Origin of the sequence: Micromonospora sp. NPDC050187, from assembly GCF_044459745.1 — a bacterium.
Taxonomy (GTDB): domain Bacteria; phylum Actinomycetota; class Actinomycetes; order Mycobacteriales; family Micromonosporaceae; genus Micromonospora.
Genome location: NZ_JBITJH010000014.1, coordinates 161,177 through 186,527 on the forward strand (window position 1 = coordinate 161,177; position 25,351 = coordinate 186,527).

Below are 25,351 nucleotides of genomic sequence, written 5' to 3' on the forward strand. Positions count from 1 at the left end.
CGCGGATGGGGATCACCGCCCGGGGAGTCGGGCTGCTCGTCGCCGCCGTCGCCCTGCTGGCCGCCGGTTTCGCCTTCGCGTACCCGGAGCTGACCGTGCTGGGCGCGGCGGCCGGCACCGCCGTCGGCTACGCCCTGGTCGTCGCGGCCCGACGGCCGAGGCTCACGGTGACCCGGCACGCCGACCCGGACCGGGTGGCCCGCGGCGAGCCGGCCCGGATGTCGGTGACCGTCCGCAACACCGGGCGGCTGCGGGCGGCGAGCCTGGTCGCCGAGGACCGGTGCGGCGGCCGGACCGTCCCGGTGCCGCTGCTGCGGCTGCGTCCCGGCCGCGACACCACGGTCACCTACGACGTGCCCACCACCCGGCGCGGTGTGGTGCCGATCGGCCCGCTGCGGGTGGTCCGCCGGGACCCGCTCGGCCTGGTCGCGCTCTCCCGCTCGTACGGCGACCCCGTGCCGGTGTGGGTGCACCCGCGCATCCACCCGCTGACCGCGGTCCCCACCGGGGCTGGGCGCAGCCTCGACGGCCGGGTGGACGGGGTGCCGCACGGGTCGATCACCTTCGACTCGCTGCGGGAGTACGTGGTCGGCGACGAGCTGCGGCGGGTGCACTGGCGCACCAGCGCCCGGGTCGGTGAGCTGATGGTCCGGGAGAACGTGGACACCAGTCTGCCCCGGCTCGTGGTGCTGCTGGACAACCGGGTCGACGCGCACCCGGACCGGGCCGACGGCACGGCGGAGAGCTTCGAGTCCGGGTGCGAGGCGGCGGCGTCCGTGGTGGCCGCCGCGATCCGCGAGGACCTGCCGGTGACGCTGCTGACCGTGGTGCCCGACGACGATCCGGACGCGCACCCCCTGGACCGGCTCACCAGCGTCGGCCTCGCCACCGGCTCGCTGTCGGACGCGACCACCCGGCTACGCCGGCAACGGGCCGGGGACACCCTGGTCTTCCTGACCGGGCCGGGTGGTCGGGCCGGCCTCGGGCACGTGGGCGCGCTACGCGGGGCGTACCCGTCGGTGGTGGTCGCGGTGTTCGGCGCGGCGGACGCGACGCCGGGGGACGGGGCGGGCCTGGTGGTGATCGACGCGGTCGACGGCGCGGCGTTCGCCGCCGAGTGGGACGGGGTGCGCCGGTGGTGACCGTACGGAGGGTGCTGCGGGCGGTGCCGCTGCCGCTGGTCCTGGTCGCCATGATCGGTCTGGCCGGGGTGGTGCTGGGCCGGGTGTACGCCGGTGATCTTCTGATCCGGCTGGTGGTCGGCGCGGCGGTCGGGTCGGTGCTGGTGAGTGTCGCCGCCCGTCGGCTGCGGTCCTGGCTGGTCGCGCCACTGTCGGTGCTGGCCCTGGCCGGCTACACGGCGGTGGCGCTGCGGGTGGCGGCTCAACGCGCCGAGCTGCCGGGCGGCCTGGGCCGGATCGTGGTGGACGCGGCCGGCAACGGCGTCGCCCGGCTGCTGACCGCGATGATCCCGGTGGAGCCGTCCCCGGACACCGTGCTGGTGCCGCTGGTCGCCGCCTGGCTGGCCGGGCTGGCCGGGGCGGAGGTGGCGTTGCGCGCCGGGCGGGCGCTGCTGGGCTACCTGCCGCCGACGCTGCTCTTCGTCGGCGCGGTGTACGTGGTCGGCCCGAACGCCGGACCGGCGCTCTGGCCGACGCTGGCCTTCGCCGCCCTGGCCGCGCTCGGGCTGGCCGTCACGGGCGGGACCACGCCGGCGCAGACCGACGACGATCTGCCCGCCGGGACGCGGGCGGCGTTGCGGACGACCCGGACGGTCACCACGGCCGCCGGGCTGGCCGTGGTGGTGGGGCTGGTGGCCCTGCTGGCTCCCGTGGTGGCTGGGCAGGTCGACGACCGGCCGGTCGATCCCCGCCGGTACGTGGAGCCGCCCCAGGTGGAGACCCTGGACGAGAACCCGCTGATCAGAATCTCCGGGTGGGCGCTGCACCCGGAGCGGAAGCTGCTGGACGTGTCGGTCGACGGCGCGGCCCCGGCGGCGTCGGCGACCGCCGCCGGTCCGGCTCCGGATGCCGGGCCGCCGGGCTCGGACTCCGGGTCGGGGCCGGACTCCGGCTCGGGCGGTGAGGTGCGGCTGCGGTTGGCGGTGCTCAGCGACTACGACGGGGTGACCTGGCGGGTGGGCGCGACCTACCGCAACGCCGGCCGGGTGCTGCCGGCCGTCGAGCCGGCGGCGGGCAGCCGGCTGGACACCGTCCGGCAGGAGATCACCGTGGCCGACCTCAGTGGACGGCTCCTGCCGGCCGTCGCCACCCCGCGCGAGGTCGGCGGGGCACGGGTGGCCTACGACCCGACGACCGGGACGCTGATCCGCCCGGAGGGGCTGACGCCGGGACTGCGGTACACGGTGACCTCGGTACGGGAACGCCCCGACCTGAACCTGCTCGCCACCGCTGACGTACCGGCCGGCGGGGAGGTGGCCCGGGTGCTGCGGGTCGCCGACGGGGTGCCCGATCCGATGCGCCGCCTCGCCGCCCAGCTCGCCGAGGAGAACGGCGCCCCGTACGCCCGTGCGGCGGCGATCGAGCAGTTCCTCGCCGAGCACTACCGGGTGGTGGCCGACGCGCCGAGCGGTCACGCGTACCCGAACCTGAACTTCTTCCTGTTCGGGCCCCGCAACGCCGGTGGGCAGCGGGGCACCTCCGAGCAGTTCGCCGCCGCGTTCGCGGTGCTCGGCCGACTGACCGGGCTGCCCACCCGGGTGGTGGTGGGGTTCAGCACCCCCGGCAGCGGTCCGGTACGCGCCGCCGACGCGTTCGCCTGGCCGGAGGTGTTCTTCGACGGACTCGGCTGGGTGGCATTCGACCCGCTGCCCCGGCCGGACGACGAACCGCGCCCGGTGGAGGAGGACTTCCGGCCGACCCCGGAGGATCCGCCCCCGTCGGAGGCGCCGGAGCCGACCGTCGAACCGTCCGTTACTCCCCCGGCGGTGGCCGCGCCGCCCCGCCGGGAGTCGACGGGGACACCGGTGGCGGTGCTGGTCGGCGGCGGCTCCGGTGCGCTGCTGCTGCTCGTCGCGGCGGTGCTGGCGGCGCTGGCCGCGGCACGCCGGACGTTGACCCGGCGGCGGCTCGACCGGGGTGACCCCGCGCAGCGGATCGCCGGCGCCTGGCGGGAGGTGACCGACGCGCTGCGGCTCGCCGGGCAGCCGGTCGGTGGGGACCTCTCTGCCACCGAGGTCGCCGTGCACGCCCACCGGCTGGTGGGCCGCTGGGACGGGGCGACGCCCTCGGGTCCGGGAACCGGCGCGGCGACGTACGAGCCGGAAGCCGGGGCGGCGACGTTCGAGCCGCGTACCGGGGCGGCGGTTTCCGCCCCGGCGGCGGGGGCCGTGGATCCGGGCCCGGGAGGCGGGACGACGGTCGTGACAGCCGCGTCCCCGGTGGAGGAGCTGGCGGCGTTGGTCAACCGGGTCACGTTCGCCCCGGACGGGGCTGACGACGGCGAGGCCACGCACGCCGGACGGATCGCCACGGACTACGTGCGCGAGCTGCGCGCGGCCCAGCCCCGCTGGCGGCGGGTGCTCTGGTCCGTCCACCCCGGCCCGCTGCGCTGGCGCCGCTGACCCGACTGCACCGGCGTTGCCGGCCGGAGCTGCCGCACCCGGCGCTCGGACACCTGCTCGTCCAGCCCGGCCCGCCCGCTCCGGCCCAGGTCCTGATCGTTCCCCCCGATCCGAACCCACCCGAGCGGGGGCGGAGGTGTCCGTCACCACCCGCCCCTCGCTTGACGCCCCACTCCCCCAGGTGTCAGTATCTTCTGACATGGGGGTGTCAGAAGATACTGACACCTGGACGACGAGCCGAGGGTGGGCACTGGTGACACCGACGGGAGACGAACTGCTGCGGACGCTCGCCGCGCTCGCGAGCCCGCACCGCCTACGGATAATCGCCACCCTCGCCGAGGGACGCAGCTACGTCAGCGAACTGGCCCGCCGCCTCGAGATGAACCGCCCGTTGCTCTACATGCACCTGCAACGGCTGGAGGCCGCCGGCCTCGTCGCCGGCACGCTGGAGACCGCACCGGACGGCAACTCCGTCAAGTGGTTCGAGGTCGTGCCGTTCGCGCTGGACCTGACCCCGGCGGCGATCGCCGCCGCCGCACCGACCCTGGGCGCCGACGGCCCCGGAAAGGACGAGAAGTGAGCACCACCGACATCACCACCGCGAACGACCAGATGGCCCAGACCGGCATGATCACCGGCACCCTGATGCTGGTCGCGCTGACCGCGATCGTCGCCTTCGTGGCCCTGGGTGTCTACCGGGCCCGACACTCGGCGGCACGCGAGACGCAGTACCGCGAACTGGCCGAGCAGGCCGGCACCGCCCAGGCCCAGATCGCCGAGAGCAGCCGCGCCACCACCGCCGAACTGGCCGGGCTCCGGTCGGAACTGGCCGCCACGCACACCGAACTCACCCAGGTCCGGCAACGCCTGACCGAGGTGGAGCGCCTGCTCAGCCAGGTCGGCTGACCGCCCCTCCCCCGCGGGCCCGACCCGAGCGGGCTCCCGGACCCGGCGGGGCTCTGGCGCCGTCGCGTTCCTGCCGTTGTCGGGCACCCACACGTCATTCCTCTTCCGGGTCGGGTGCGGCGGAAGGCCGGCCAGGCCCTCGCATCCGGCCCACTCCCCCGGGGAGGCGGCCGGCGTCGGCGAGGGCCTTGCGTAGCAGGTACTCGATCTGGGCGTTCGTGCTGCGAAGTTCGTCTCCGGCCCAGCGCGCGAGCGCGTCGTGCACGGCGGGATCCAGCCGGAGGAGAAGCTTCTTCCGTTCGGTGGCCATGCCTAGGAGTAGAGTGTGCCCGCGTTGACCACGGGCTGGGCGTCCCGGTCGCCACACAGGACCACCAGCAGGTTGCTGACCATCGCGGCCTTACGCTCCTCGTCGAGGTCGACGACATGGTTCTCGGCCAGGCGACTCAGCGCCATCTCCACCATGCCCACCGCGCCTTCGACGATGCGGGCACGGGCCGCGACGATGGCGTTCGCCTGTTGTCTGCGGAGCATGGCGTGGGCGATCTCGGGTGAGTACGCGAGGCGGGTCAGACGGGACTCGATGATCCTCACGCCCGCAGCGGCGACCCGCACGCCGATCTCCTCCGACAGCCGGGCGGTGATCTCGTCGGCGTTGTCGCGCAGCGACATCTGGGCGGTGTCGTGGGAGTCGTAGGAGTAGCTGTTGGCGATGTGCCGGACGGCGGTCTCGGTCTGGATGGCGACGAACTCGATGAAGTCGTCGACCTCGAAGACGGCGCGGGCGGTGTCCTCGACCTGCCAGACGACGACGGCGGCGATCTCGATGGGGTTGCCGTCAGCGTCGTTGACCTTGAGCACGTCGCTCTCGTGGTTGCGGATCCGCGTGGAGACCCTGCGCCGGGCGGTGAACGGGTTGACCCAGCGGAGACCGTCGGCGCGGACGGTTCCGGTGTAGCGGCCGAGGAGCTGGAGGACACGGGCCTCGCCGGGCGCGACGGCGGTGAGCCCGGCCAGGGCAGTCAGGGCGGCCAGTACCAACAGGACGCTGCCGCCGACGACGCTCGTCACGACTACGGGGTCCGCCTGCTGCACGCCGACGACGAAGGCGGCGACGCCGAAGATGACCACCAGGACGGACAGGGCGAGGACCGGCCAGCCCGAGGCGTCCCGGGCGAGGCGCTCGCGTACCTGCGGGGCGGGCAGGTCGAGGTGTTGTGTCACGTGAGACCCCCTCAGAGAAGTGAGAGCATCAAGCTAGCAATGTGATATCACTTTTACAAGCGGCCGGCACCGCACCAGGAGTACTAGCCCCGGAGCCGGCCGACCAGTCGCCGCAGGCCGGCCTGCCAGCCGTCCGGGTCCTCGGCGCGACGCCGCGCGTAGTCGGCGACCTCCGGGTGCGGCAGGATCAGGAACCGGTCCTCGGCCAGCCCGGCCACGGTGACGTCGGCGACCTGCTCCGGGGTGAGCACCGCGCCGGAGGCGGCGATCACCCGGGCACCGAGGTGACCGGCGGCGAGCCCGTCGGCGAGCATCGGCGTGTCCACGCCCTGTGGGCAGAGCGCGCTGACCCGGATCCCCCGGTCCCGGTAGGTGATCGACAGCCACTCGGCGAAGCCCAGCGCCGCGTGCTTCGTCGCCGTGTACGGGGCGTCCCCCACCGCGGTCAACACTCCCGCCGCCGAACAGGTGTGCAGCAGATGGCCCTCGCCCCGGGCCAGCATGCCCGGCAGCACGGCCCGCGCGGCGTACACGTGCGCCAGCACGTTGACCCGCCACGCGCGCTCCCAGTCGGCGTCCGGGGCGTCCAGACCCCGGCCGGTGGCCACCCCGGCGTTGGCGCAGAACAGGTCGATCCGCCCGTACCGCCGCTCGACGTCGGCGACCAGGGCGGACACCTGGTCGGCGTCGGCGGCGTCCACGGCCACGGCGTGGGCGGCCGGCCCGATCCCGCCGGCCACCGCCCGCACCCGGTCGACGTCCAGGTCGGCCAGGACGACGGCGGCGGCCCCCTCGGCGACGAAACGGCGGCCCAGCGCCGCCCCGATCCCGCCGGCCCCGCCGGTGACCACCACGATCCGGTCGGTCAGGTCCACGTCAGCTGCCCGCCGGACCGACGCCGTCCGACGGCGGCGGGCCGAGTCGGCTGACCAGGGCCGCCAGGGCCGGCGCACCTCCGGCGGTCAGCCCCGGGGTGGGCAGCAGCGCCAGCACCGGCACGTCCACGCCGGCCTCGACGTACCGGCGCACCCCGGCCCGGCATGCCTCCGGTGAGCCGTGCATCACCAGCGCGTCGACCAGCTCGTCGGGCACCGCCGCGCCCGCACCGCGCCGGTCCCCCGCCGCCCACGCCCGCCACATCCCGCCGAGCACCGGCTCCCGGCCCAGCCAGCGGTGGAACTCCGCGTACGCCGGCACGGTCAGGTAACTGGTGATCAGCCGGCGGCCGAGGGTACGGGCGTAGTCGGCGTCCTCGGTGGGACACACGAAGATCCGGGCGGCCACCTCGAAACCGGGCCGCCGCTCGCCGGCCGCCGCGACGACGGTGGGCACGTCCTCGGCGGCCAGCCAGTTGAGGATCACCCCGTCGGCCTCGGCGGCGGCCAGCCGGAGCATCCCCGGCCGCAGGGCGGCGAGCAGGATCGGCGGCGGCACTGCGGGCGGCCGTTCCAGCCGGAACCGGCGGACGGTGAACGTGTCGTAGACCTCGTCGACCGTCTCGCCGCGCAGCGCCGCCCGCAGAAAGCGCAGCATGTCCCGGGTCCGCCGGAACGGCTCGGTGAAGGGCACGGCGTTCCAGTCCCGCACCACCGTCGGCGAGGACGCGCCGATGCCGAGGCTGAACCGTCCGGGCGCGGCCTCCGCCAGCGACGCCGCGCTCATCGCCAGCAGACCCGGCCCCCGGGTGAACACCGGTGTCACCGCCGTCCCGAGGCGCAGCCGGGGCTGCCAGGCGGCGGCGAGCGCCAACGGCGTGACCGCGTCGGTGCCGTTGACCTCGGCCGACCACACGTCGGTGAACCCGGCCCGGTCCAGGGCCGCGTACACGGTGGCGTGGTCGACCAGCGGCACCCCGGTGAGCGGGACCGTCATACCCCATCGATTCGTCACCGGACGATCGTCCCGCCGACCCCCGGTGGGAGGCAAGATCCCCGACCGACCACCGGACCCGGCTTCCGCCGATAAGGACCCGTCGGTCGGTGCGGAGGTGTTACGACTGCCAGGTGACCACCCGCCCCCCGTCCGACGACCGGCTCGAGCCGACGGCGAACGGGGCTCAGCGGGCCTCCTTCCTCGAACTCTTCTTCGACCTCGTGTTCGTCTTCGCCTTCACCCGGATCTCGGCCCGCGCCTTCGACGACCTCGCCCTGGAGCCCGGCGGCACCACGGGCTGGCACCCGGTGACCGGCGGCGCGAAGACCCTGCTGCTCCTGCTCGCCCTCTGGGCCGTCTGGCAGGGCACCGCCTGGACCATCGGCCGCTACGACCCGTACCACCTCTGGTTGCAGACACTCGTGATCACCTCGCTGGTCTGCGCCATGGTGATGGGAGTGGCGATCCCCCACGCGTTCACCAACCACGGGTCGACGTTCGCCGCCGCGTACGTCGTCGCGCAGGTCTCCCGTCCCCTGATCCTGCTCGTCGCGTCGCACCGCTACGAGTTGCGTCAGCTCAAGGTGCGGATGCTGGTGGTGCACGGCGTGGCCGCGGTGCCCTGGCTGGTCGGATCGGTCATGCCGACCACGCCCCGGGTGATGCTGTGGACGCTGGCCCTGGCCATCGAGTTCGGCGCCGCCCGGACCGGTTGGCCGGTCCCCGGCCTGGGCCGCTCCCGCCTCCACCGGTGGCGGCCGGCCGGCGAGCACCTGGCCGAGCGCTACCAGCAGTTCTTCCTGATCGCGGTCGGGGAGACGATCCTGATCAGCGGCCTGGCCTACAGCGCCCGGTCGTTCACCCCGGCCCGGACGGCCGCGTTCGGGCTCGCGCTGCTGACCTCGGTGCTGCTGTGGCGGATCTACTTCCACCGGGCCGGGCGGATCCTGGCCGAGGCGGTGGCCGTAGCCGCCCGACCCGCCGCCATCGCCCGCTCGGCCGCCGACACCCACCTGGTGATGGTCACCGGGGTGGTGGCCACCGCGATCGGCTACGAGCTGGCCGTCGAGCACCCCCTCGAGCGCCCGGAGGCGGCCTGGATCGCGATGATCCTCGGCGGGCCGCTGGTCTTCCTCGCCGGCCGGTCCCGCTTCGAGTACGAGGTGTTCGGGCGGGTGTCCCGGTCGCGGTGGATCGCCATGGCCGCCCTGATCGCCCCGGCCTGGGTGTTCCTCCACCATCCGTTGCTGTTCTCCGCCGGAACCGCGGCGGCCATCCTGCTCGCGGTGGCGGTGGCCGACGCCCGACGCGCCTATCGACGCCCGCCCGAGGCCGCCGCTCCCCCGTTCTGAACGGCCGTCGCCGACAACCGCCGGTCAGCCGGCGAAGGAGAGCCGGGGAAGGCCGACGGCGACCAGCGCGGCCCGTTCCGGCCCGGTCAGCGATGACCGCCCGCTGAGCCGACTGACCACGGTCGACCGGTCCCAGCCCAGCTCGGGTGGGACCTCCCGGCCGCCGGTGAGCAGCCCGGCGACGACCTCCGCCGCCGTGGGCGTCAGCCAGGGCGTACGCCCCAGCGCGGCGGCCAGGTCGAGGCCGTGCACGCCGACCTCGACCACCCGGGTGACCAGGAAGTCCGACAGGGTCATCGCATCGCCGTGCCGGGTGCGCACCAGCCGTCCGGGTGGCTGCGCGCGGACGGCGGCGTCGGTGGCCCGCCAGGCCCGGTCGAAGTCGGCGACCAGGGCGTCGCGGTCGGGCAGCGCGGCGGCCTCCCGGCGAGCACCGGCGACCCGGTCGGCGTCCACCGACGGGGTGAACTTGGCCGCCCCGAAGTAGCCGGCGGCGTCGACCTCCGCGCGGGGTGGGGCGGGGGCGGCGAGCATGCCGGTGAGCCGGCCGACGCCGGTGCGCACGTGCGCGAGGAGTTCCCGGACCGTCCAGGGCGGGCAGCCGGTGGGCCGGTCGAGGTCGGCGGCGTCGAGGGTACGCAGGACCGCTGCGAGCTGCGCGCACTCGTCGCGGAACGCCACCTGCGCCGGGGTCATCGGCGTACCCTCTCACACCGTTTCGGCCCGGACCTGGCGGGTACCCGCGGCCAGACGAGGAGAAGCGGAGGTGGAGGCGCGATGGCCGGGATCATGCTGCGCAGCACGGCGTTCAACGACCACGACCTGCTGCCGGGGCGGTTCGCCCGGGACGGGGGCAACCTGTCACCGCCGTTGCAGTGGGCCGAGGTCCCCGACTCGGCGCGGGAGCTGGTGCTGATGGTGGAGGACCCGGACGCCGGGAAGACCCCGTTCCTGCACTGGCTGGTGACCGGGATCGACCCCGCCACCGGCGGCACGGACGAGGGCGCGGTCCCGGTGGGCGGCCGGGAGTGGCCGAACGACTTCGGCGAAACGGGCTGGTCCGGGCCGCACCCGCCGCAGGGCGAGGAGGCACACCGGTACTTCTTCCGCCTGTACGCGTTGGACCGGCCGCTGGAGCTGCCGGCGACCCCGCACGCTCCGGACGTGCACCGCGCGCTCGGCGGCCAGGAGATCGCCAGCGGAACGACGGTCGGCACCTTCTACCGCTGAGGCACCGTGAGCGCGGTGGTCAGCCCTTGACCCGGGGCACCAGCCGGTGCACCGAGGCGAGCACCAGGGCCATCACCACACCCATTGTCCCGACGATGCCGGCGGCGCTGCCGGCGTACCCGACGAAGAGGGGTCGCCGGGTGAGTTCGCTCACCGGTTCCGTGGGCTGACCGTCCAGCCAGGCCAGGGCGAACGCCGAGACGATGATCGCGACCAGGCCGGCGACGCCCAGCACCAGGGCCGCGGTGCGGTGCGCGTCGGCCGGTTCGACCTGGGCCTGTTCCCGTTGGGTGAGCAGCAACAGCAGCCCCCCGAGGGCCGCCCAGCCGCCGACGACCAGGAACGCGGCGATCGCGTCGCTGGGGCGGTGCCAGCCGGCCGAGAGGGTGGCGACCCCGTTCACGGCGGCGTACCCGGCGCCGAGGAACGCGCCGGGCACCCGGACCTTGCGGGGCAGGACGAGGACCAGTGCGACCGCCACCGAGGCCGCCACGCAGGCGTGCCCGCTGGGCAGGCTGTTGCCGACCCCGGCCCGCTCCGGGTCGATGCCGTAGTCGGGCCGGGCGAGGACGTACTTGAGCAGCTGGGTGGTGACGTTCGCGCCGACGATGAGCGCGGTGGCGGTGACCGCCAGGGCGATCCGGCGGCGCAGCAGCGCGATGAACCCGATCATGGCGGTGGCTGCCAGCAGGGACACCACGGACACCGCGTTGAGCACCCGGTCGACCGGCTCCTCGATGCGGTCCTGCCCGATCTGGTTGCCGGTCAGCGCCACCGTGTCCAGCCACTGGCCGGTCTCGGTGTGCAGGGCGAGCCGCCAGACCGCGAGCAGGGCGACGACGTGCATCACCGCCAGCAGCACCAGCCACACCCCGGTCCAGACCCTCGCCGACGCTTGCACCCGGACACGGTAGCGCCCCGTACGGCCGGCCCGGGCAAGGGGCCGACGGCGGTTCGGCGCTAAGTTGGGACGGGTGTCGAGCAGGAGGTGACGGTGACCGGTACGCCGCAGACCGATCGGCCGCCCGTACCCGATCCGCCGGGGCCGGAGTCCCTGGCCGACCTGCTCGGCGGGCGCCGGGGTGCGGTGGACGCCACGCTGCCCCCGCTCGCGTTCGGTGTCGGGTGGCTGCTGAGCGGGGACTCGCTGTGGGGCGGGGTGCTGGCGGCGCTGCTCACCGGGGCGGCGGTCGCCGGCTGGCGACTGCGCCGGGGCGACCGGCCCCGCTCGGTGCTGATCGGGCTGCTCGCGGTCTGCGTGGCCGCGCTGATCGCCCTGCGGACCGGGCGGGCGACCGACTTCTTCCTGCTCCAGGTGCTCGCCAACGTGTCCAGCGCGCTGGTGTGGGTGGTCAGCATCGTGGTGCGCTGGCCGCTGCTCGGTGTGCTGGTCGGCGTGGCGCTGGGGCAACGGACCCGCTGGCGGCGGGACCCGGCCCTGCTGCGCGCGTACGGTCGGGGCAGTTGGGCGTGGGCGGCGACGTACGCGCTGCGGGTGGCCGTCTTCGTGCCGTTGTACCTCGGTGGGCAGGTGGTCGCGCTGGTGGTGGCCCGGGTGGTGCTGTCCTGGCCGCTGGTGGCCGCGGTGCTGGCGGTGAGTTGGTTCGTGGTGCGTCGGTCGCTGCCGGCCGGGCATCCGGGGCTGCGGCATCCGGTCGTACCGTCGGACCCGGACACCCCTCGTCCCTGAGCCGCCGGGCGGCAGCACGCGCACGTTCAGGCGAGCGACCCGCGCGCTCGTCGGCGGCGCGACCGCGAGGTCCGCAAGGAGAGAAATCGATTCCTTGTCGGTATAGGATCTCAGGCTGACCATCATCGCGCGTCAGCCGCACCGGCCGTGGTATCCATCGACCACCTTCGAGGACTGACGCGGGATGAGCGCGGGACACCGACAGGGGCGGCGCATGACGACCATCTATGACGTGGCGCGGATGGCCGAGGTGTCGACGTCGACGGTGTCGAGGGTGCTGAACGGGCATGCGTCGGTGGACCCGGACCTGGCGGCACGGGTACGCCAGGCCATGCTGGACCTGGACTACCGCCCCAACGCGGTGGCCCGCAGCCTGCGTCGGCAACGGACCAGTCTCTGGGCCGTGATCATCTCCGACATCGGCAATCCCTTCTTCACCGCCCTGGTGCGCGGCATCGAGGACGTGGCGCAGGAGGCGGGCTTCTCCGTGGTGCTGTGCAACGGGGACGAGGATCCCGACAAGGAGACCCGCTACGTGACCGCTGCCCTGGCCGAACAGATGGCTGGCGTGATCATCTCGTCGTCGGGGCGGCCCGCCCTGATCAACCGGCTCACCGAGGCCAGGATGCCGGTCGTCGCCATCGACCGGCAGCCCCGTGGCGTGGCCGTGGACACCGTGCTGGTGGACAACGTCCACGGGGCCGAGATGGCCGCCGCCCACCTGATCGACAGCGGCTACCGTCGGATCGCCTGCGTCACGGGACCCCGGCGGATCTCCACCGCCGTCCAACGGCTACGCGGGTACCAGCAGGCCCTGCGCACGGCCGGCCGGACCGTGACGGAGGATCTGATCCGGTACGCCGACTTCCGGGAGGACGGCGGCTACCGGGCCATGGCGTCCCTGCTGAGCGCGACCGAGCCACCGGACGCGGTCTTCGTCGCCAACAACCTGATGACGGTGGGCGCCGTGGAGTGCCTGCTCGACCGGGGCGTCGTCGTTCCCGATCAGTGCGGCGTGGTCGGGTTCGACGACATCCCCTGGGCCCACCTCGTCCGGCCCTCGCTGAGCACCGTCACGCAGCCCACGTACGACCTGGGGCGGGCCGCGGCGGCGCTGCTCACCGAGCGGATCACCAACCCGGCGAAGGCGTCCTCGACCGTCACCCTGCGGACCGCCCTTCGGGTCCGCGAGAGTTCGGTCCGGTCCCTTCCCCAACCGGACGGGCAACCCGTCGAAGGCGGTCCGGGACCCGCACCGGCCCGGTCAGCCGGCGTCGAGGACACCTGCCCCGCGATCACAGCGCGACGTCACCGCACAGGTGCACCCGTACCCCGAGCGCGTCGAGCATCGCGGCCTTGACCCGCAGGGCACGGTCGGCGGCATCGGCGTCGCTGGCGTAGACCACGTTGACGTGGTTGGCCTTGTGCCGGGCCATCAACTGGTCCCGGCCGACGCCGTGCAGCACGGCGTGCATGATCGGCCACTGCGGGGTGGTGGCCCGGAGTCGACGCTCCGTCTCGGCGGCCGGCAACTCCACCACCGTGCCCCGGCCCAGGTCGGCGTGGAGCACCCCGTCCATGATGAAGATCCGCGACCAGACGATCTCCCCCGGTCGGGAGACACCGCTCAGGGTGCCCCCGCCCAGCGGGAAGTACATCGGCGGCTGCCGCATGCTGTACGACCGGTCGTAGCCGCCGTTGTGGGACGCCGGGACCGATCCGGAGATCTCGAACACCCAGACGAAGTCCGACCCGTACCGTTCCCCCCAACGGATGTCGTGCAGGGTCGTGGCCGGGTCCATCCCCATCGCGGTCCAGATCCGGTTGGTGACCAGGGAGTCCACCGCGACTCCCTCGTCGACCTCGTTGAAGTGCGGCAGGGCCTGTCCCGGATACAGCTCGCGCGAACCGTCCCGGCTGGTGACCGGCGGCCGGGACACGTCGTTCAGCAGCCCCTCCGCCAGGTCGCTCGCCGGCACCGTGTCCTTGAGCCCCTGCTGGTACTGGATGCCGACCGCGTCCAGGCCGAAGTCGTCGGCGATGCGCAGCACGGCGACGTACATCCGGAACTGGCTGAGTAGTTGCGCGTCGGTCAGTTCGGTCGCCTCGTCCGTGCCGGTGTGGAAGGTCATGCCGGCGGCGTCGAGCCACGCCCGCACCGCGTGCGCCTCCTCGTCGGACACCCGCGACATCTCCGCGACCAGCGCGCTCTGCGACAGCCGCTCCTTGTAGACGCCGAGCGGGTTGAGCAACTCGTCGTCGATTATCGCGTTGTACATGCCCATGCAGCCCTCGTCGAAGACGCCGATGACGGCCGGCCGGCGTCGCAGCTGACGGGCCAGCGCCACGCCGAGTTCGACCTCGGCGTCGGCCGGCAACGGCGGCAGGTCCCGCACGTGGCTCTCGTCGTGGACCACCTCGCCGGTCTCCAGCCAGCCCTTCAGCCCGTCGCGCGCCCATCCGTCGGTGAAGTCCTCGCTCCACAACGCCGAGTAGCGCACGCCCGCCTTGGTGAGACTGCCGGCGAGGTTCAGCAGGCCCACCAGGCCGGGGAACTCCCCGCTCCAGTTCGCCACGAGCAGGATCGGTCCACGGTGGGCACGCAGCCCGGCCAGCACGTGGTGGCTGTACTGCCACACCGCCTCCACGACGACGAGCGGGGCGTCGACCGGGATCCGCTGAAAGACCTCGATGCCGGCGCGCTGGCTGTCGACGAAGCCGTGACCGGTGACGGCGTCCACCGGATGGGCCCGCTGGACGGACCAGCCCAGCGCGGTGACCGCGGCGGCGAGATCCGCCTCCAGGCGCTGCTGGGTCGGCCACCCGGCGACGTTCGCGCTCAACCGCAGGTCGCCGCTGGCGACCGTGTAGACGGTCCGGGGGACGGCGGCCGGCGGGTCGACCAGCACGGGCATGGTGTAGTTGCTCACGGGTTGACGTCCTCCACTGGCTCGTCGGTGCCTGGCTGGGGCGGGGTCGCGAGGCGCGCCTGCCGGGCGGCCAACGCGTGGGCGACGGACTTCGAGATCGACGCCTCAGCCGACGCCGCCGAGTCTGGCGTACGTCTCGGTGGCGTTCTCCCTGGTGATCTGCATCGTGGCGAGCGTGGTGGCACGCGGGACGTCCTTGGCGCAGTCGACCAGGATCCGGCGGGCCAGGTCGACGGCCTCCCGGCCGCCCGTGGCGTACTGGAAGGTCGCCGCGAGCCGGCCCTGCTCGACGGCCTTGATGCCGCCCGACGGGACCGGCAGCGCGTCGATGCCGGTGAACTTCACCTTCGTGTGCAACCCGGCCGCCTTCGCGGCCAGGTACGCGCCCTCGGCCATCGGATCGTTGTGGGCGTAGACGGCGGCCGCGTCCGGGTGCGTCTTGAGCAGCGCGTCGGCCACCGACTGTCCCTTCTCCCGCAGCCAGTCCCCGGGCTGGGAGGCGACGATCTCGATCTTCGGGTTGCCGGCGATGCCCTCCCGGAAGCCCTGGGCGCGTTCGGCCGCCGGGGTGGAGCCGGGCAGGCCGGTGATCTCGATGACCTTGCCGCCGTCGGGCAGCAGCGTCTTCGCGTAGAACTCGCCGGCGGCCCTGCCGATCGCGACGTTGTCCCCGCCGATGAAGGCCGTGTACGCCTCGCCCTCCACCTTGCGGTCCAGCACGATGACCGGGATGCCCCGGCCGTGCGCCTTCTGCACCACGGCGGTCAGCGGCTTGGCCTCGTTCGGCGAGATGATCAGCAGGTCGATCCGCTGGGTGAGGAAGTTCTCCACGTCGGCGACCTGCTTGCTGTTGTCCTGCGCCGCGTCGGAGACCACCACCGTGAAACCGGGAACGGACTTCGCCGCCGTCTGCACGTCGGTGTTCATCACCTGCCGGTAGGGCTCGGCGTTGTTCGCCTGCGACATGCCGATCAGGAATTCCTTGCCGGTGCCGCAGTTCCCGGCGGCGTCGCCGCCGTCGGACGGCTTCTCCACGCTGCACGCGGTGGAGGTGACGAGCGCGCCGGTGCACAGCAACGCGAGGAGGACGGTACGGGTGCGCATGTGGACGCTCCTTGCTCGGTGGCGGTTCAGACGATGCTGCGGCGGAGCTTCTGCAGCCCGGCGGCGGCCACGATCACCAGTCCCTTGATCAGTAGCTGCACGTTGGCGTCGATGTTGTTGAGCGCGAGGATGTTGTTGAGGATGCCGAGCAGCAACGCCCCGGCGAGTGTGCCGCCCATCGAGCCGGTGCCCCCGGCCAGACTGGTGCCGCCGATGACCACCGCGGCGATGGCGTCCAGTTCGTAGCCGGCACCGTCGTTGGGGCTGCCCTGGTTGAGCTGGCCGGCGTGGATGATGCCGGCCACCGCGGCGAGCAGACCCGCGATGGCGAACACCGCGACCTTGACCCGCAGCACGGGCACCCCCGAGAGCCTGGCGGCCTTCTCGTTCCCGCCGATGGCGTAGACGTGGCGGGCGAACGCGGTCCTGCGCAACACGACGATCGCGGCCACGCCGATGCCGATGAACAGCACCGCCGGGACGGGCACCACCCCGTTGATGGTGCCGTTGAGGATCTCGAACGCCGGGGGCGCCTCCTGCGGGCCGTCGCCGTAGGCGATCGGGATGCCGAGCCCGCCCGACCAGATCCGGGCGAGACCCCGCGCCACCTGGAGTCCCGCGAGGGTGACGATGAACGACTGGATGCCGAGCCGGGCCGTCGCGTAGCCCTGCAACGCGCCGAAGACCGCACCGATCAGCAGCACCACGGTGACCGCGGGCAGGATGCCCAGCCCGGAGTCGACCATCAGCGTCGCGGTGCCGACGGCGGAGAGGCCGAGGATCGCACCGACGGAGAGGTCGATGCCGCCGAGCAGGACGACGAACGTCATGCCGACCGCGATGATCCCGATCTCGGACACCGCGCGGACGATGTTGCCGAGGTTCTCCGTGGACAGGAACAGGATCTCGCCGTCGCGGCGGGGCGAGACGACGACGGCCAGCACGAACACGACCAGCAACGCGAAGAGGCTCTGGACGGCGAAGATCCGCTCGACGAGTTCGCCCCGGCCACCCGGCCGGTGCCACCAGCGGCTGCCGGCGGCGACGCCGGGCGGCACGTCGGGTCTTTCCCCCGGTTCGCGGAGGTGGGTCATCGGTCGTCCCTTCCGGCGTACGCGCCGCCCATCGCTGCGGTGAGGATGTCCTCGCCGGTGCACCCGTCGGCCGCGAGGTTCGCGACGGTCCGGCCACGCCGCAGGACCACGATCCGGTCGCAGACGCCGGTCAGCTCGGGCAGTTCCGAGGACGCCAGCAGGATGCCCATCCCGTCGTCGGCGAGCCGGCGCAGCAGCCGGTAGATCTCCGCCTTGGCGCCGACGTCGACCCCCCGGGTCGGTTCGTCGAGCAGCAACAGCCGGGGCCGGGTGAGGATGTGCCGGGCGAAGACCACCTTCTGCTGGTTGCCGCCGGAGAGCGCGCCGACCGGCGCGTCGGCCGACGGGGTCCGGATCGCCAGCGCGGCGACCTGCTCGCGGACCGCGTCCCGCTCACGTCCGACGCGGACCACCCCGGCGGTGGTGAACCGGCGCAGGGCGGCCAGCACGATGCTCCGGCCGACCGGGTGCTCCAGGACGAGGGCGGAGCGGCGACGGTCCTCGGGAACGAACCCGACACCGGCCCGTAGCGCCGACCGGGGGCCGCGCGGGGCGTACGGGCCGCCGGCCAGCCGGAGCACACCGGTACGCCGACCGGCCGGGCCCGCGCCGTACAGGGTCTCCAGCAGCTCGGTGCGGCCCGCCCCCATCAGACCGGCCAGGCCGACGATCTCCCCGGCGCGGACGGTCAGGCTGACCCCGGCCGGTTCGCAGCGGCCGGGACGGGTGACCCGGGGCCGGACCGCGAGGTCCTCCACCACCAGGACCGGAGGCCCGGCCGGGTCCGCCGCGCCGGCACCGCCGCGTCCCGCGCGGAACAGCGCTTCCGCCGGGCGGCCGACCATGAGCGTGATGATGCGCTGCCGGTCGGCGCGATCGGGGCGCAGCGTGCCGGCCACCTCGCCGTTGCGCAGGACGGTGGCCCGGTCGGCGATGTCCTCGATCTCCTCGAGCCGGTGGGAGATGTAGACGACGGCCACGCCGCGCTCGCGCAGCGCGCGGATGGTGGTCATCAGCCGACGCACCTCGGCGTCGGCGAGCGCGGCGGTCGGTTCGTCCATGACGAGGACCCGGGCGTCGAGGGACAGCGCCCTGGCGATCTCGACGAGTTGCTGCTCGCCGACGCGCAGCGAACCGACCGGCCGGCGCGGGTCGAGGTCCGCGCCGAGCGGGCCCAGCCAGTCGCGGGCGGTACGGATCATCGCCCGCCGGTCGAGCATCCGTAGCCGGGTGCGCGGTTCCCGGCCGAGCACGAGGTTCTCGGCCACGGACAGCGCCGGCACCAGGTCGAGTTCCTGGTGGATCGTGGCGATGCCGGCGGCCTGGGCGGAGGCCGGGCCGGCGAAGCGTACCGGCTCGCCGCCGATCGAGATCCTGCCGTCGTACTCGGTCACCACGCCGGACAGGACGTTGATCAGGGTCGACTTGCCGGCCCCGTTCTCCCCCAGCAGGGCGTGGACCTCACCGGCCCGCAGGGTGAGGTCGACGCCCCGCAGGGCGTGGACGCCGCCGAAGCGCTTCGCGATGCCGGACATGGCGACGATCACCTGGTCGCTCACCCGGGCCTCCGCAGGAGATCGGAAATCGATTGCTGGCAAAATAGACGAGCACCTATTTACTGTCAAGGTCGTCGATGCGGGCCGGGTCGCCCGACCCGCAGGGCGACCACTCACGGCACGGCGTTGACGGCCGCGTAGACCATCTCGGCGAACGCGGTGTCCCGCCCCACCCCGCTGGCGGCGAACCGCCACGTGCCGCCCGGATACTGACCGGGCGACCACGAGGTGCCGCCGTTGCGCCAGAGCGGCTGCCAGGCCGCCATCGAGTGGCCCGCGTCGTACCAGGTGTTGTCACCACGCCAGGCCGAGGCCCAGCGGTGCGCGGCGACGAGGGACAGGTCCGCACCCGAGGTCATCGACCACGTCGGCATCCCCGTCACGTCACCGGTCGGCCGGGACGCGACGGCCGGGTCACCGACCGACGGCAGGGCACCGTCGACGTTGAACGCCACCTCCCACACCGGCGCCGTCGTCGGACCCCCGACCGACCAGGTGACGTCGCTCTGCAACGCCGGTCCGGTCCACCGGGGCGCCACGGTGAGCAGCCAGTCGGCGGTGACCGGCTCGTCCCCCATCCGGATGCCGACCAGGTGGAGCCGGGAACCGTCGGCGGAGACGTCCACCCGGGCCGGCGGGCCCGCCCGGTCGGTGACGTCGAACCGGCCGACCGCCAGGTAGGGGCCGGTCCCCCGGTGCGACGAGTCCAACGCCGACCGGTACGCCCCCGCGCCCGCCGGATCGACCTCCAGGGACGCGATCCGGGTGTGCGGCCAGGTCCGTACGTCGGCGCGCAGGAAACCGGTACTCACCCGGTAGCCCCGGGCGACGACCCCGGTGGACCAGGTCAGCGGCGCGAGCCACAGTCCGCCCTGACCCCAACCGGCGTGGCTGAGGTACCAGTTCCCGCCGTCGACCACGACCTCGGCGGCGTGCGCGTCGAGCACGGTCACCTTCTCCGCGCCCTCGAACCGCAACGGGTCCCTGCTGCGGTAGACCGCGGTGCGCCGGTACGCCGCGCCGTAGTCCGTGCCGTCGCAGCAGACGAAGAGATACCACCAGTCCCCCCGGCGCACCACGAACGGCGACTCCGTCTGCCCGGCCGCCCGCCCGGTGTGCGGCGACGCGTACGCGATGCCCCGCCCGCTCCAGGTCCGCAGGTCGGTGCTGGTGCGGTAGGCGACCACGTGGTTGCCGCCCTGCGGGTGGGAGGTCGCCGTGTAGTACATGACCCACCGGTCACCGACCCGGGTCACCATCGGGTCGCGGCCCTCCCAGCCGTCGGTGAACAGCGGGTTGGCCGGGCTGCGGGTCCAGGTGAACAGGTCGGTCGAGGTGGCCAGGTGCATCCGGTAGTTCGCGTAGTCGGGGTTCCCGGCCGCGTAGAACATGTAGTAGACGCCCCGGTCGTGGACTACGTGCGGCGCCCAGATCCACTGCTCGCCCGCCGCCGGGTCGGCCACGAGCGCCGGTGGCTGTTTCGTCCACGGCCCGGTGGGCGTGGGCGCGGTCGCGTGGCCGAAGCTCTTCTCGTCCTGCGGCGCGCCCGGCTCCGCGTGGGTGATGGCGAAGACGTGCCACAGCCCGGTCCGCTCGTCGCGCACGATGGTGTGGTCGTTGTAGTACCAGGCCACCGGTTCCCCCACGCTCGGGTCGTAGACCCGGGTCAGCGGTCCCCGCGCCGGTGTCTCGCCCACCGTCTCGTACGCCGTGGTGGTCACCGACGCCAGCGGGCCGACGCGGCGCAGGGTGATCGTGTCCAGGCCGGCGAAGAACCCGGTCGACGACGCGGACCGCCCGGTCACCGTCACCGTCAGCCGGTGGGTGCCGGCGGTGAGCGAGGCCGACCCGAGCGGCACCGCCTCGACGCGCCGCACGGTGGGCGCGTAGCCGTCGAAGAGCTGACCGACGGCCACCCCGTCGACGGCGAAGCGCAGGGTGCCGTAGTCGGCGGCCCGGGTGAGCACGGCGCCGATGTCGTACTGTCCGGCCGGCACCGGCGGCAGCGACAGGGTGACCGAGTCGCCCGCCCGCGCGGCCCGCAGCCAGAGCTGACGACCGGCCGACCAGGCGACCCCGCAGCAGTTGGCCTGCGCCTCGGCCGGGGCGGTGGACGAGGCCACGGTCAGCGACTCCGCCTCCGCCCGTACGACCTCCTCGGCGGCGGCCGGCCCGGCCGGGACGGTCACCAGGGCGGCGCCCAGCAGCAGCACCGCGAGCATCCGGGGGATTCGCATCACGACACGCTCGGCCGGGGCAGGTCGGTGCCGGGCGCGAACCGGTCGTGCCACCGGACACCGGCGCCGAAGCCACCGCCGGTGGACAGCGTCACGTACACGTCCGCCGTGCTTCCCCGGGTGTACGTCACCAGGTCCGCCCTTCCGTCGCCGTTGACGTCGCCGATGCCGGGAAGCTCGTCGCCCACCGCGAACCAGTCGTGCCACCTGCCGGCCTGCGGGACGAACCGCGTGCCGTCGGAGAGCGCCACGAACACGTCGCCCGTGGTCCCCCGGGTGAACGTCACGACGTCGTCGCGCCCGTCGCCGTCGACGTCCCCCAGCGCCGGCAGCTGGTCGCCGAGCACGAGCGAGTCGTGCCACTTCCAGCCGTCCTCGACGAACCGGGTCCCGTCGGAGAGGGAGACGAACACGTCACCCGTGGTGCCCCGGGTGAACGTGACGAGGTCGTCGCGCCCGTCGCCGTCGACGTCGCCCACCGCCGGCATCTCGTCGCCGATCGCGAAGTGGTCGTGCCACTTGACGCCGGGACCGAAGCCACTGCCGGTCGACAGCGCCACGTACACGTCGCCGGCCCCGCCCCGGGTGAAGGTGATGATGTCCGTGCGCCCGTCGCCGTCGACGTCGCCGACCGTGGGGATCTCCGTGCCGGTGGCGAAGAAGTCGTGCCACTTCACCCCGGCCGCGTAGGTCGTTCCGGTGGACAGCCCCACGTAGACGTCGGCGGCGTCGCCCCGGGTGAAGGTGATGATGTCGGCCCGGCCGTCGCCGTCGACGTCACCGGTGAGCGGGATCTCCTCGCCGGCGGCAAAGAAGTCGTTCCAGGTCCGCCCGTCCGGGACGAAGCGGGTGCCGTCCGACAGGGAGGTGGTCACGTCGGCGGTGGTGCCCCGGCTGAACGACACGGCGTCGTCGCGGCGGTCACCGTTGGCGTCGCTGGTGTTGCGGGTGCGGGTGGTCGCCGACACCTCGGCCGAGGGCGCGGAGGCGTTGCCGGCGCCGTCGACCGCGACGACCCGGTAGTAGCGGGTCTGTCCGGCCGGCAACGGGCCGTGTCGGAAGGTGGTGGTCCGGGTCGTGCCGACCAGGTTGGCCGGGGTGGTCGAGACGCCGGGGCTCCGCGAGGCGTAGACCCGGTAGCCGGCGACGCCCACGTTGTCCGCCGACGCCGACCAGGACAGGCCGATGGCGTGCACCCGCCCACCGGCCAGGGTGAGGCCGGCGACCGCGCCCGGCGCGGTGGCGTCGACAAACGGGGCGACCATGCTGTCGGCCTCGTAGCGGGCCGCCGTCCACGCCGGCGCGCCGGCCACCGGGGTCAGGGTGACCGTGACCGTCGACCGGCCGGCGGTCAGCGCGGCCGGGAGGACGAACTCGTCGGCCAACCAGCGTTGCCGGCCGTTGCCCAGCGGTTGCCGCCACACGCCGGCCCGCGTGCCGTCGACCGACACGGCGACCTGCTGGTACGCGTTGGCCTGGTCGCTGTGCCGGCGCAGCCGTACGCCCTGGTTGGCGGGGTCGACGGCGAGCCGGAAGCTGACCGCGCCGCCGCCGGCCCGCACCTGGCCGGCGACCGGGACGTTGTCGTCGTCGCCCTCGTACGGCGTGGTCAGCGCGTACTGGGTCCCGGAGCCGACGTAGCCGTGCCCGGTGCGGCTGGCCGCGTCGCCGGTGACCAGCGTGTCCGTGCGGCGCAGGGCGACCGTCGGCTGGGTGTAGAGGAACGCGGTCGAGGCGTAGTCCGCCGGCATGTCGTTGGCCGGGCCGTGCTCGATGCCGAACCGCAGCGCTGTGGCATAGGACACCGCGTCGCCGATCATCAGCCGGTAGACGGCGTCACACTCGTCGACGCAGCCACCGGACCGGAACAGGTGGGCGGTATTGCCGGTGAAGACGCCGCTGTACTCGCCCCGGTTGAAGTACCAACCGGACTCGTAGAAGTCCTCGGTGCCGGTGCCGTAGATCTGCGGCGTGGGCGAGCCGTCGACGTGGACGCGCTCGTCGCCCTCCAGGTAGTTGCGGGTGTTCCCGCCGATGATGTGGCCACGGGCGGTCTGGGACACGCCGACGAACCGTCCCCGACCGGCCTGGTCGGCGACGATCCAGTCGCTGCCCCCCACCGTCTCCGCGCGGCGGGACTGGGTGGTGAAGTAGCCGGCCGTGCCGTCGGGGGCGAGCGCGCCGGTCCAGCCGGCGCCCGGCGCGGTGGTCACCTCGGCCTGGACGCCGGTGACCGGGGCGCCGGTGGTGTTGGCGACCGACACCGTGGCGGTGGACCGGAACGGCATCGGCCACCAGGCGCTGTACCAGCCGCCCGGCGCGGCGTCCATGGCGAACATCAGGGAGCGGACGGATCGTTCGCCCAGGCCGGCGCCGAAGAACTCGCCCACCGGGCTGTCGACCGTGTTCCGCCCGTCGAAGGCGATCCGCAGCCGCAGGCCCGTCAGCGTCGCGGCGGTGGCCGCGGCGTCGGGCAGCCGCAGCCGCAGCGCCGTGACCGCGCCCGGACCGGCGAGCGTGGCGATCGTCGACTGCCCGCCCGCCGGGACGTCCACCCGGGCGGCCCTGGTGGTCGCGCCGGGCTGCGGGGGCTTCGGGTCGCGCAGGCCGGCGGCCCGCAACCTGTCCACCACGTCGGTGGCGGGGTCGCGTGGGTCGAACGTGGACACGCCGACCGCGTCGGTGAACTCCCGGTAGGTGACGTGGTGGAAGAGCGGGTTGAACTGGGTGGTGATCCGCATCGAGTCGCGGTAGGGCATGGGCACCTTGATGGTCACCCCGCCCGAGGTCTGGTCGGCGTTGGTGACCAGCGGCCACACGAAGGGGTGGCCGAGTCCACCGTCGACGACGCGCTGGAGGCTGGTGTCGACCACGGTGACGCCGTCCAGCTCGACGCGGATCCAGCCGGTGGCGCTGACGTTGCCGTCGTCCCGGGTGAACCAGATCGACTGCACCTCGCCGGCTCCCCGGTCCTCGGCGATGACACAGCCGCCGGACTGGCGCAGGCAGGAGTAGGTGCCGACGAAGCCGTCGTCGTTGGAGCCGTCCCGGGCGAAGCTGGAGAACTGCCGGGTGCGGCTGCCGGCCGCCAGTTCGGGCAGCCGGTCGAGCCGGCGGTACACGTCCCAGCCGACCGGGCCCTTGTCGTCGGTGACGGCGAGCGGCGCGGGGGGTGGCGGGGCGCCGGGCGGGGTCGGGACGGACGGGGCGGCGTGCGCTGCCGCCGGGGGGATCATGGTCGCCAGCGCCGCGAGGAGAGCCAGCCAGCGGCGGGCGTGGGGCTTCATGGATGTCCCTCCAGGATGACCGTCGGCAACCGCGGGAAATCGATTGCTCGGGAGTTAACTGGGAACATCGCAAGTTGTCAATACTTTACCGCCACCGCCCAGTTGCTGAAGGAGAACTTCAGAACGCATTGACAGCGGTGAAGGTCCTGGCGATACTCCTCGGCAATCGATTTCTCACGCACGCCGGCCACCCACCGGCCGCACGCTGCACCGGCACCAGAGCACTCCGCTCGCCGAACCCGCTGACACTCTCTGAGAGGAGCATCGTGAGACGCACTCCCCTCGCCCTGCTGGTCGGCCTCTGCACCGCGCTGGCGTCGGTCGTGGCCGTCGCGCCGGCCCAGGCCGACGCTCCGGTCGGCACGCTGGCCTGTTCCTCCATTCCCGCCAACCACGACCCCGCGATCACGGTGATCGTCTACCGGGTCGCCCGTGCCCACAACGTCAACGACAAGGTCATGTTGTCCGCGTTCGAGGCGGGCTGGGTCGAGTCCCACATGAACAACCTGCCGTGCGGCGACAAGTCCTCGCTCGGGGTCTTCCAACAGCGGTGGGACTACGGCTGGGGTACCCCGGAGCAGATCATGGACCCGGTCTACGCCAGCACGCAGTACGTCACCCGGGCGATCGTCTGCGACCGGAACAATCCCCACTACACCGCCGGTCAGGTCGCCCAGTGTGTGCAGCGCTCCGGCTTCCCCGACCGCTACGACCAGGTGGCGGCCAAGGCGCGGACCCTGCTGGACGAAGCGGCGCGCACCCACGCCATGGCCGCCGGGTCCGCCACCGACGTCAGCGGTGACGGGCGCGACGACATCATCACCTTCACCCAGAACGCCCTCGCCGACGTCTACGTCAGCACCTCCACCGGAACGTCGTTCGCCGGGACGTCGGTGAAGTGGAACGACTTCTTCTCGATCGGCGGCGAGACGGCCTCGACCGGCGACGTCGACGGCGACGGCCGCGACGACATCGTCACCTTCGCGCACAGCAACACCGGCGACGTGTACGTGGCGCTGTCGAACGGCACCGGCTTCACCGGGGCCAGCAGGTGGCACGACTGGTTCGCCCCCGGCGCGGAGATCGCCGCCGTCGGCGACGTCAACGGCGACGGCCGCGACGACATCGTCGCCTTCACCCACAACGCGTCCGGCGACGTGTACGTGGCGTTGTCCACCGGATCGTCGTTCGCCGGCACCGCCGTCAAATGGCACGACTACTTCTCCATCACCGGCGAACACCCCGCCCTCGGCGACGTCAACGGCGACGGCAAAGACGACATCATC

General features: G+C 73.5%; 21 protein-coding genes. 9 read left to right on the plus strand and 12 right to left on the minus strand.

The features are described 5' to 3' along the window. Positions 1-5: 5 nt before the first annotated feature. From ACIBJE_RS21590 to ACIBJE_RS21605, 4 genes are all read left to right on the plus strand, one after another. Positions 6-1,142, plus strand: coding sequence for a DUF58 domain-containing protein (locus ACIBJE_RS21590; protein ID WP_396750972.1), 1,137 nt, complete (start codon positions 6-8; stop codon positions 1,140-1,142). Then, complete coding sequence (locus tag ACIBJE_RS21595; RefSeq protein ID WP_396750974.1) at positions 1,118-3,583, plus strand: transglutaminaseTgpA domain-containing protein; 2,466 nt, start codon at positions 1,118-1,120, stop codon at positions 3,581-3,583. Before ACIBJE_RS21590 ends, ACIBJE_RS21595 begins: the two co-directional genes overlap by 25 nt. A gap of 253 nt (positions 3,584-3,836) precedes the next feature. After that, positions 3,837-4,163, plus strand: a complete 327-nt coding sequence (locus ACIBJE_RS21600) for an ArsR/SmtB family transcription factor (protein ID WP_396750976.1) — start codon at positions 3,837-3,839, stop codon at positions 4,161-4,163. Beyond that, positions 4,160-4,489, plus strand: a complete 330-nt coding sequence (locus ACIBJE_RS21605) for a hypothetical protein (protein ID WP_396750978.1) — start codon at positions 4,160-4,162, stop codon at positions 4,487-4,489. Before ACIBJE_RS21600 ends, ACIBJE_RS21605 begins: the two co-directional genes overlap by 4 nt. A gap of 94 nt (positions 4,490-4,583) precedes the next feature. Here the strand turns inward: ACIBJE_RS21605 and ACIBJE_RS21610 are convergent, their stop codons facing one another. The 4 genes from ACIBJE_RS21610 to ACIBJE_RS21625 form a co-directional block, all read right to left on the minus strand. Further along, positions 4,584-4,799 (minus strand): hypothetical protein, encoded by a 216-nt coding sequence (locus ACIBJE_RS21610; protein ID WP_396750980.1) that lies wholly within the window; start codon positions 4,797-4,799, stop codon positions 4,584-4,586. Between the two features lie 2 nt (positions 4,800-4,801). Continuing rightward, entirely contained in the window at positions 4,802-5,713 is a 912-nt protein-coding gene (locus ACIBJE_RS21615) for an SPFH domain-containing protein (RefSeq protein ID WP_396750982.1), read from the minus strand. Positions 5,714-5,796: 83 nt separating this feature from the next. Next, complete coding sequence (locus ACIBJE_RS21620) at positions 5,797-6,588, minus strand: SDR family oxidoreductase (protein WP_396750984.1); 792 nt, start codon at positions 6,586-6,588, stop codon at positions 5,797-5,799. 1 nt (position 6,589) lies between these two features. Beyond that, positions 6,590-7,585 (minus strand): LLM class F420-dependent oxidoreductase, encoded by a 996-nt coding sequence (locus ACIBJE_RS21625; protein WP_396751016.1) that lies wholly within the window; start codon positions 7,583-7,585, stop codon positions 6,590-6,592. Positions 7,586-7,716: 131 nt separating this feature from the next. On the opposite strand from ACIBJE_RS21625, the gene ACIBJE_RS21630 reads away from it, so the two are divergent. Next, positions 7,717-8,937: a low temperature requirement protein A gene (locus ACIBJE_RS21630; protein WP_396750986.1), complete on the plus strand. Its 1,221-nt coding sequence runs from the start codon at positions 7,717-7,719 to the stop codon at positions 8,935-8,937. Between the two features lie 24 nt (positions 8,938-8,961). Here the strand turns inward: ACIBJE_RS21630 and ACIBJE_RS21635 are convergent, their stop codons facing one another. Further along, positions 8,962-9,633 (minus strand): maleylpyruvate isomerase N-terminal domain-containing protein, encoded by a 672-nt coding sequence (locus ACIBJE_RS21635; protein ID WP_396750988.1) that lies wholly within the window; start codon positions 9,631-9,633, stop codon positions 8,962-8,964. An 81-nt stretch (positions 9,634-9,714) separates the two neighbouring features. Between ACIBJE_RS21635 and ACIBJE_RS21640 the strand changes: the two genes are divergently transcribed. Beyond that, entirely contained in the window at positions 9,715-10,167 is a 453-nt protein-coding gene (locus tag ACIBJE_RS21640) for a YbhB/YbcL family Raf kinase inhibitor-like protein (RefSeq protein ID WP_396750990.1), read from the plus strand. Between the two features lie 19 nt (positions 10,168-10,186). Here the strand turns inward: ACIBJE_RS21640 and ACIBJE_RS21645 are convergent, their stop codons facing one another. Beyond that, the gene (locus tag ACIBJE_RS21645) at positions 10,187-11,014 is read right to left on the minus strand and encodes a phosphatase PAP2 family protein (protein ID WP_396751018.1); all 828 of its coding nucleotides are present in this window, start codon (positions 11,012-11,014) and stop codon (positions 10,187-10,189) included. Between the two features lie 147 nt (positions 11,015-11,161). Between ACIBJE_RS21645 and ACIBJE_RS21650 the strand changes: the two genes are divergently transcribed. Together ACIBJE_RS21650 and ACIBJE_RS21655 are read left to right on the plus strand one after the other, a co-directional pair. Further along, entirely contained in the window at positions 11,162-11,857 is a 696-nt protein-coding gene (locus tag ACIBJE_RS21650; protein WP_396750992.1) for a DUF3159 domain-containing protein, read from the plus strand. Between the two features lie 214 nt (positions 11,858-12,071). Further along, positions 12,072-13,217, plus strand: coding sequence for a LacI family DNA-binding transcriptional regulator (locus ACIBJE_RS21655; RefSeq protein WP_396750994.1), 1,146 nt, complete (start codon positions 12,072-12,074; stop codon positions 13,215-13,217). Here the strand turns inward: ACIBJE_RS21655 and ACIBJE_RS21660 are convergent. The 6 genes from ACIBJE_RS21660 to ACIBJE_RS21685 form a co-directional block, all read right to left on the minus strand. After that, positions 13,153-14,787 (minus strand): fucose isomerase, encoded by a 1,635-nt coding sequence (locus tag ACIBJE_RS21660; protein WP_396750996.1) that lies wholly within the window; start codon positions 14,785-14,787, stop codon positions 13,153-13,155. The two genes, ACIBJE_RS21655 and ACIBJE_RS21660, sit on opposite strands and share 65 nt — an antisense overlap. A gap of 105 nt (positions 14,788-14,892) precedes the next feature. Next, positions 14,893-15,891, minus strand: a complete 999-nt coding sequence (locus ACIBJE_RS21665) for a substrate-binding domain-containing protein (RefSeq protein ID WP_396750998.1) — start codon at positions 15,889-15,891, stop codon at positions 14,893-14,895. 26 nt (positions 15,892-15,917) lie between these two features. Next, positions 15,918-16,985 carry an ABC transporter permease gene (locus tag ACIBJE_RS21670; protein WP_396751000.1) on the minus strand — a complete coding sequence of 356 codons (1,068 nt, stop codon included), beginning with the start codon at positions 16,983-16,985 and terminating at the stop codon, positions 15,918-15,920. Then, positions 16,982-18,544 carry a sugar ABC transporter ATP-binding protein gene (locus ACIBJE_RS21675; protein ID WP_396751002.1) on the minus strand — a complete coding sequence of 521 codons (1,563 nt, stop codon included), beginning with the start codon at positions 18,542-18,544 and terminating at the stop codon, positions 16,982-16,984. The genes ACIBJE_RS21670 and ACIBJE_RS21675 overlap by 4 nt, the downstream gene beginning before the upstream one ends. A 110-nt stretch (positions 18,545-18,654) precedes the next feature. Further along, positions 18,655-20,778, minus strand: coding sequence for a family 43 glycosylhydrolase (locus ACIBJE_RS21680; RefSeq protein ID WP_396751004.1), 2,124 nt, complete (start codon positions 20,776-20,778; stop codon positions 18,655-18,657). Next, positions 20,778-24,065, minus strand: a complete 3,288-nt coding sequence (locus ACIBJE_RS21685; RefSeq protein WP_396751006.1) for a DUF2961 domain-containing protein — start codon at positions 24,063-24,065, stop codon at positions 20,778-20,780. Before ACIBJE_RS21685 ends, ACIBJE_RS21680 begins: the two co-directional genes overlap by 1 nt. A gap of 266 nt (positions 24,066-24,331) precedes the next feature. Between ACIBJE_RS21685 and ACIBJE_RS21690 the strand changes: the two genes are divergently transcribed. Beyond that, positions 24,332-25,351: FG-GAP repeat domain-containing protein (locus ACIBJE_RS21690; RefSeq protein WP_396751008.1), on the plus strand; the 1,020-nt coding region annotated here is incomplete at its 3' end.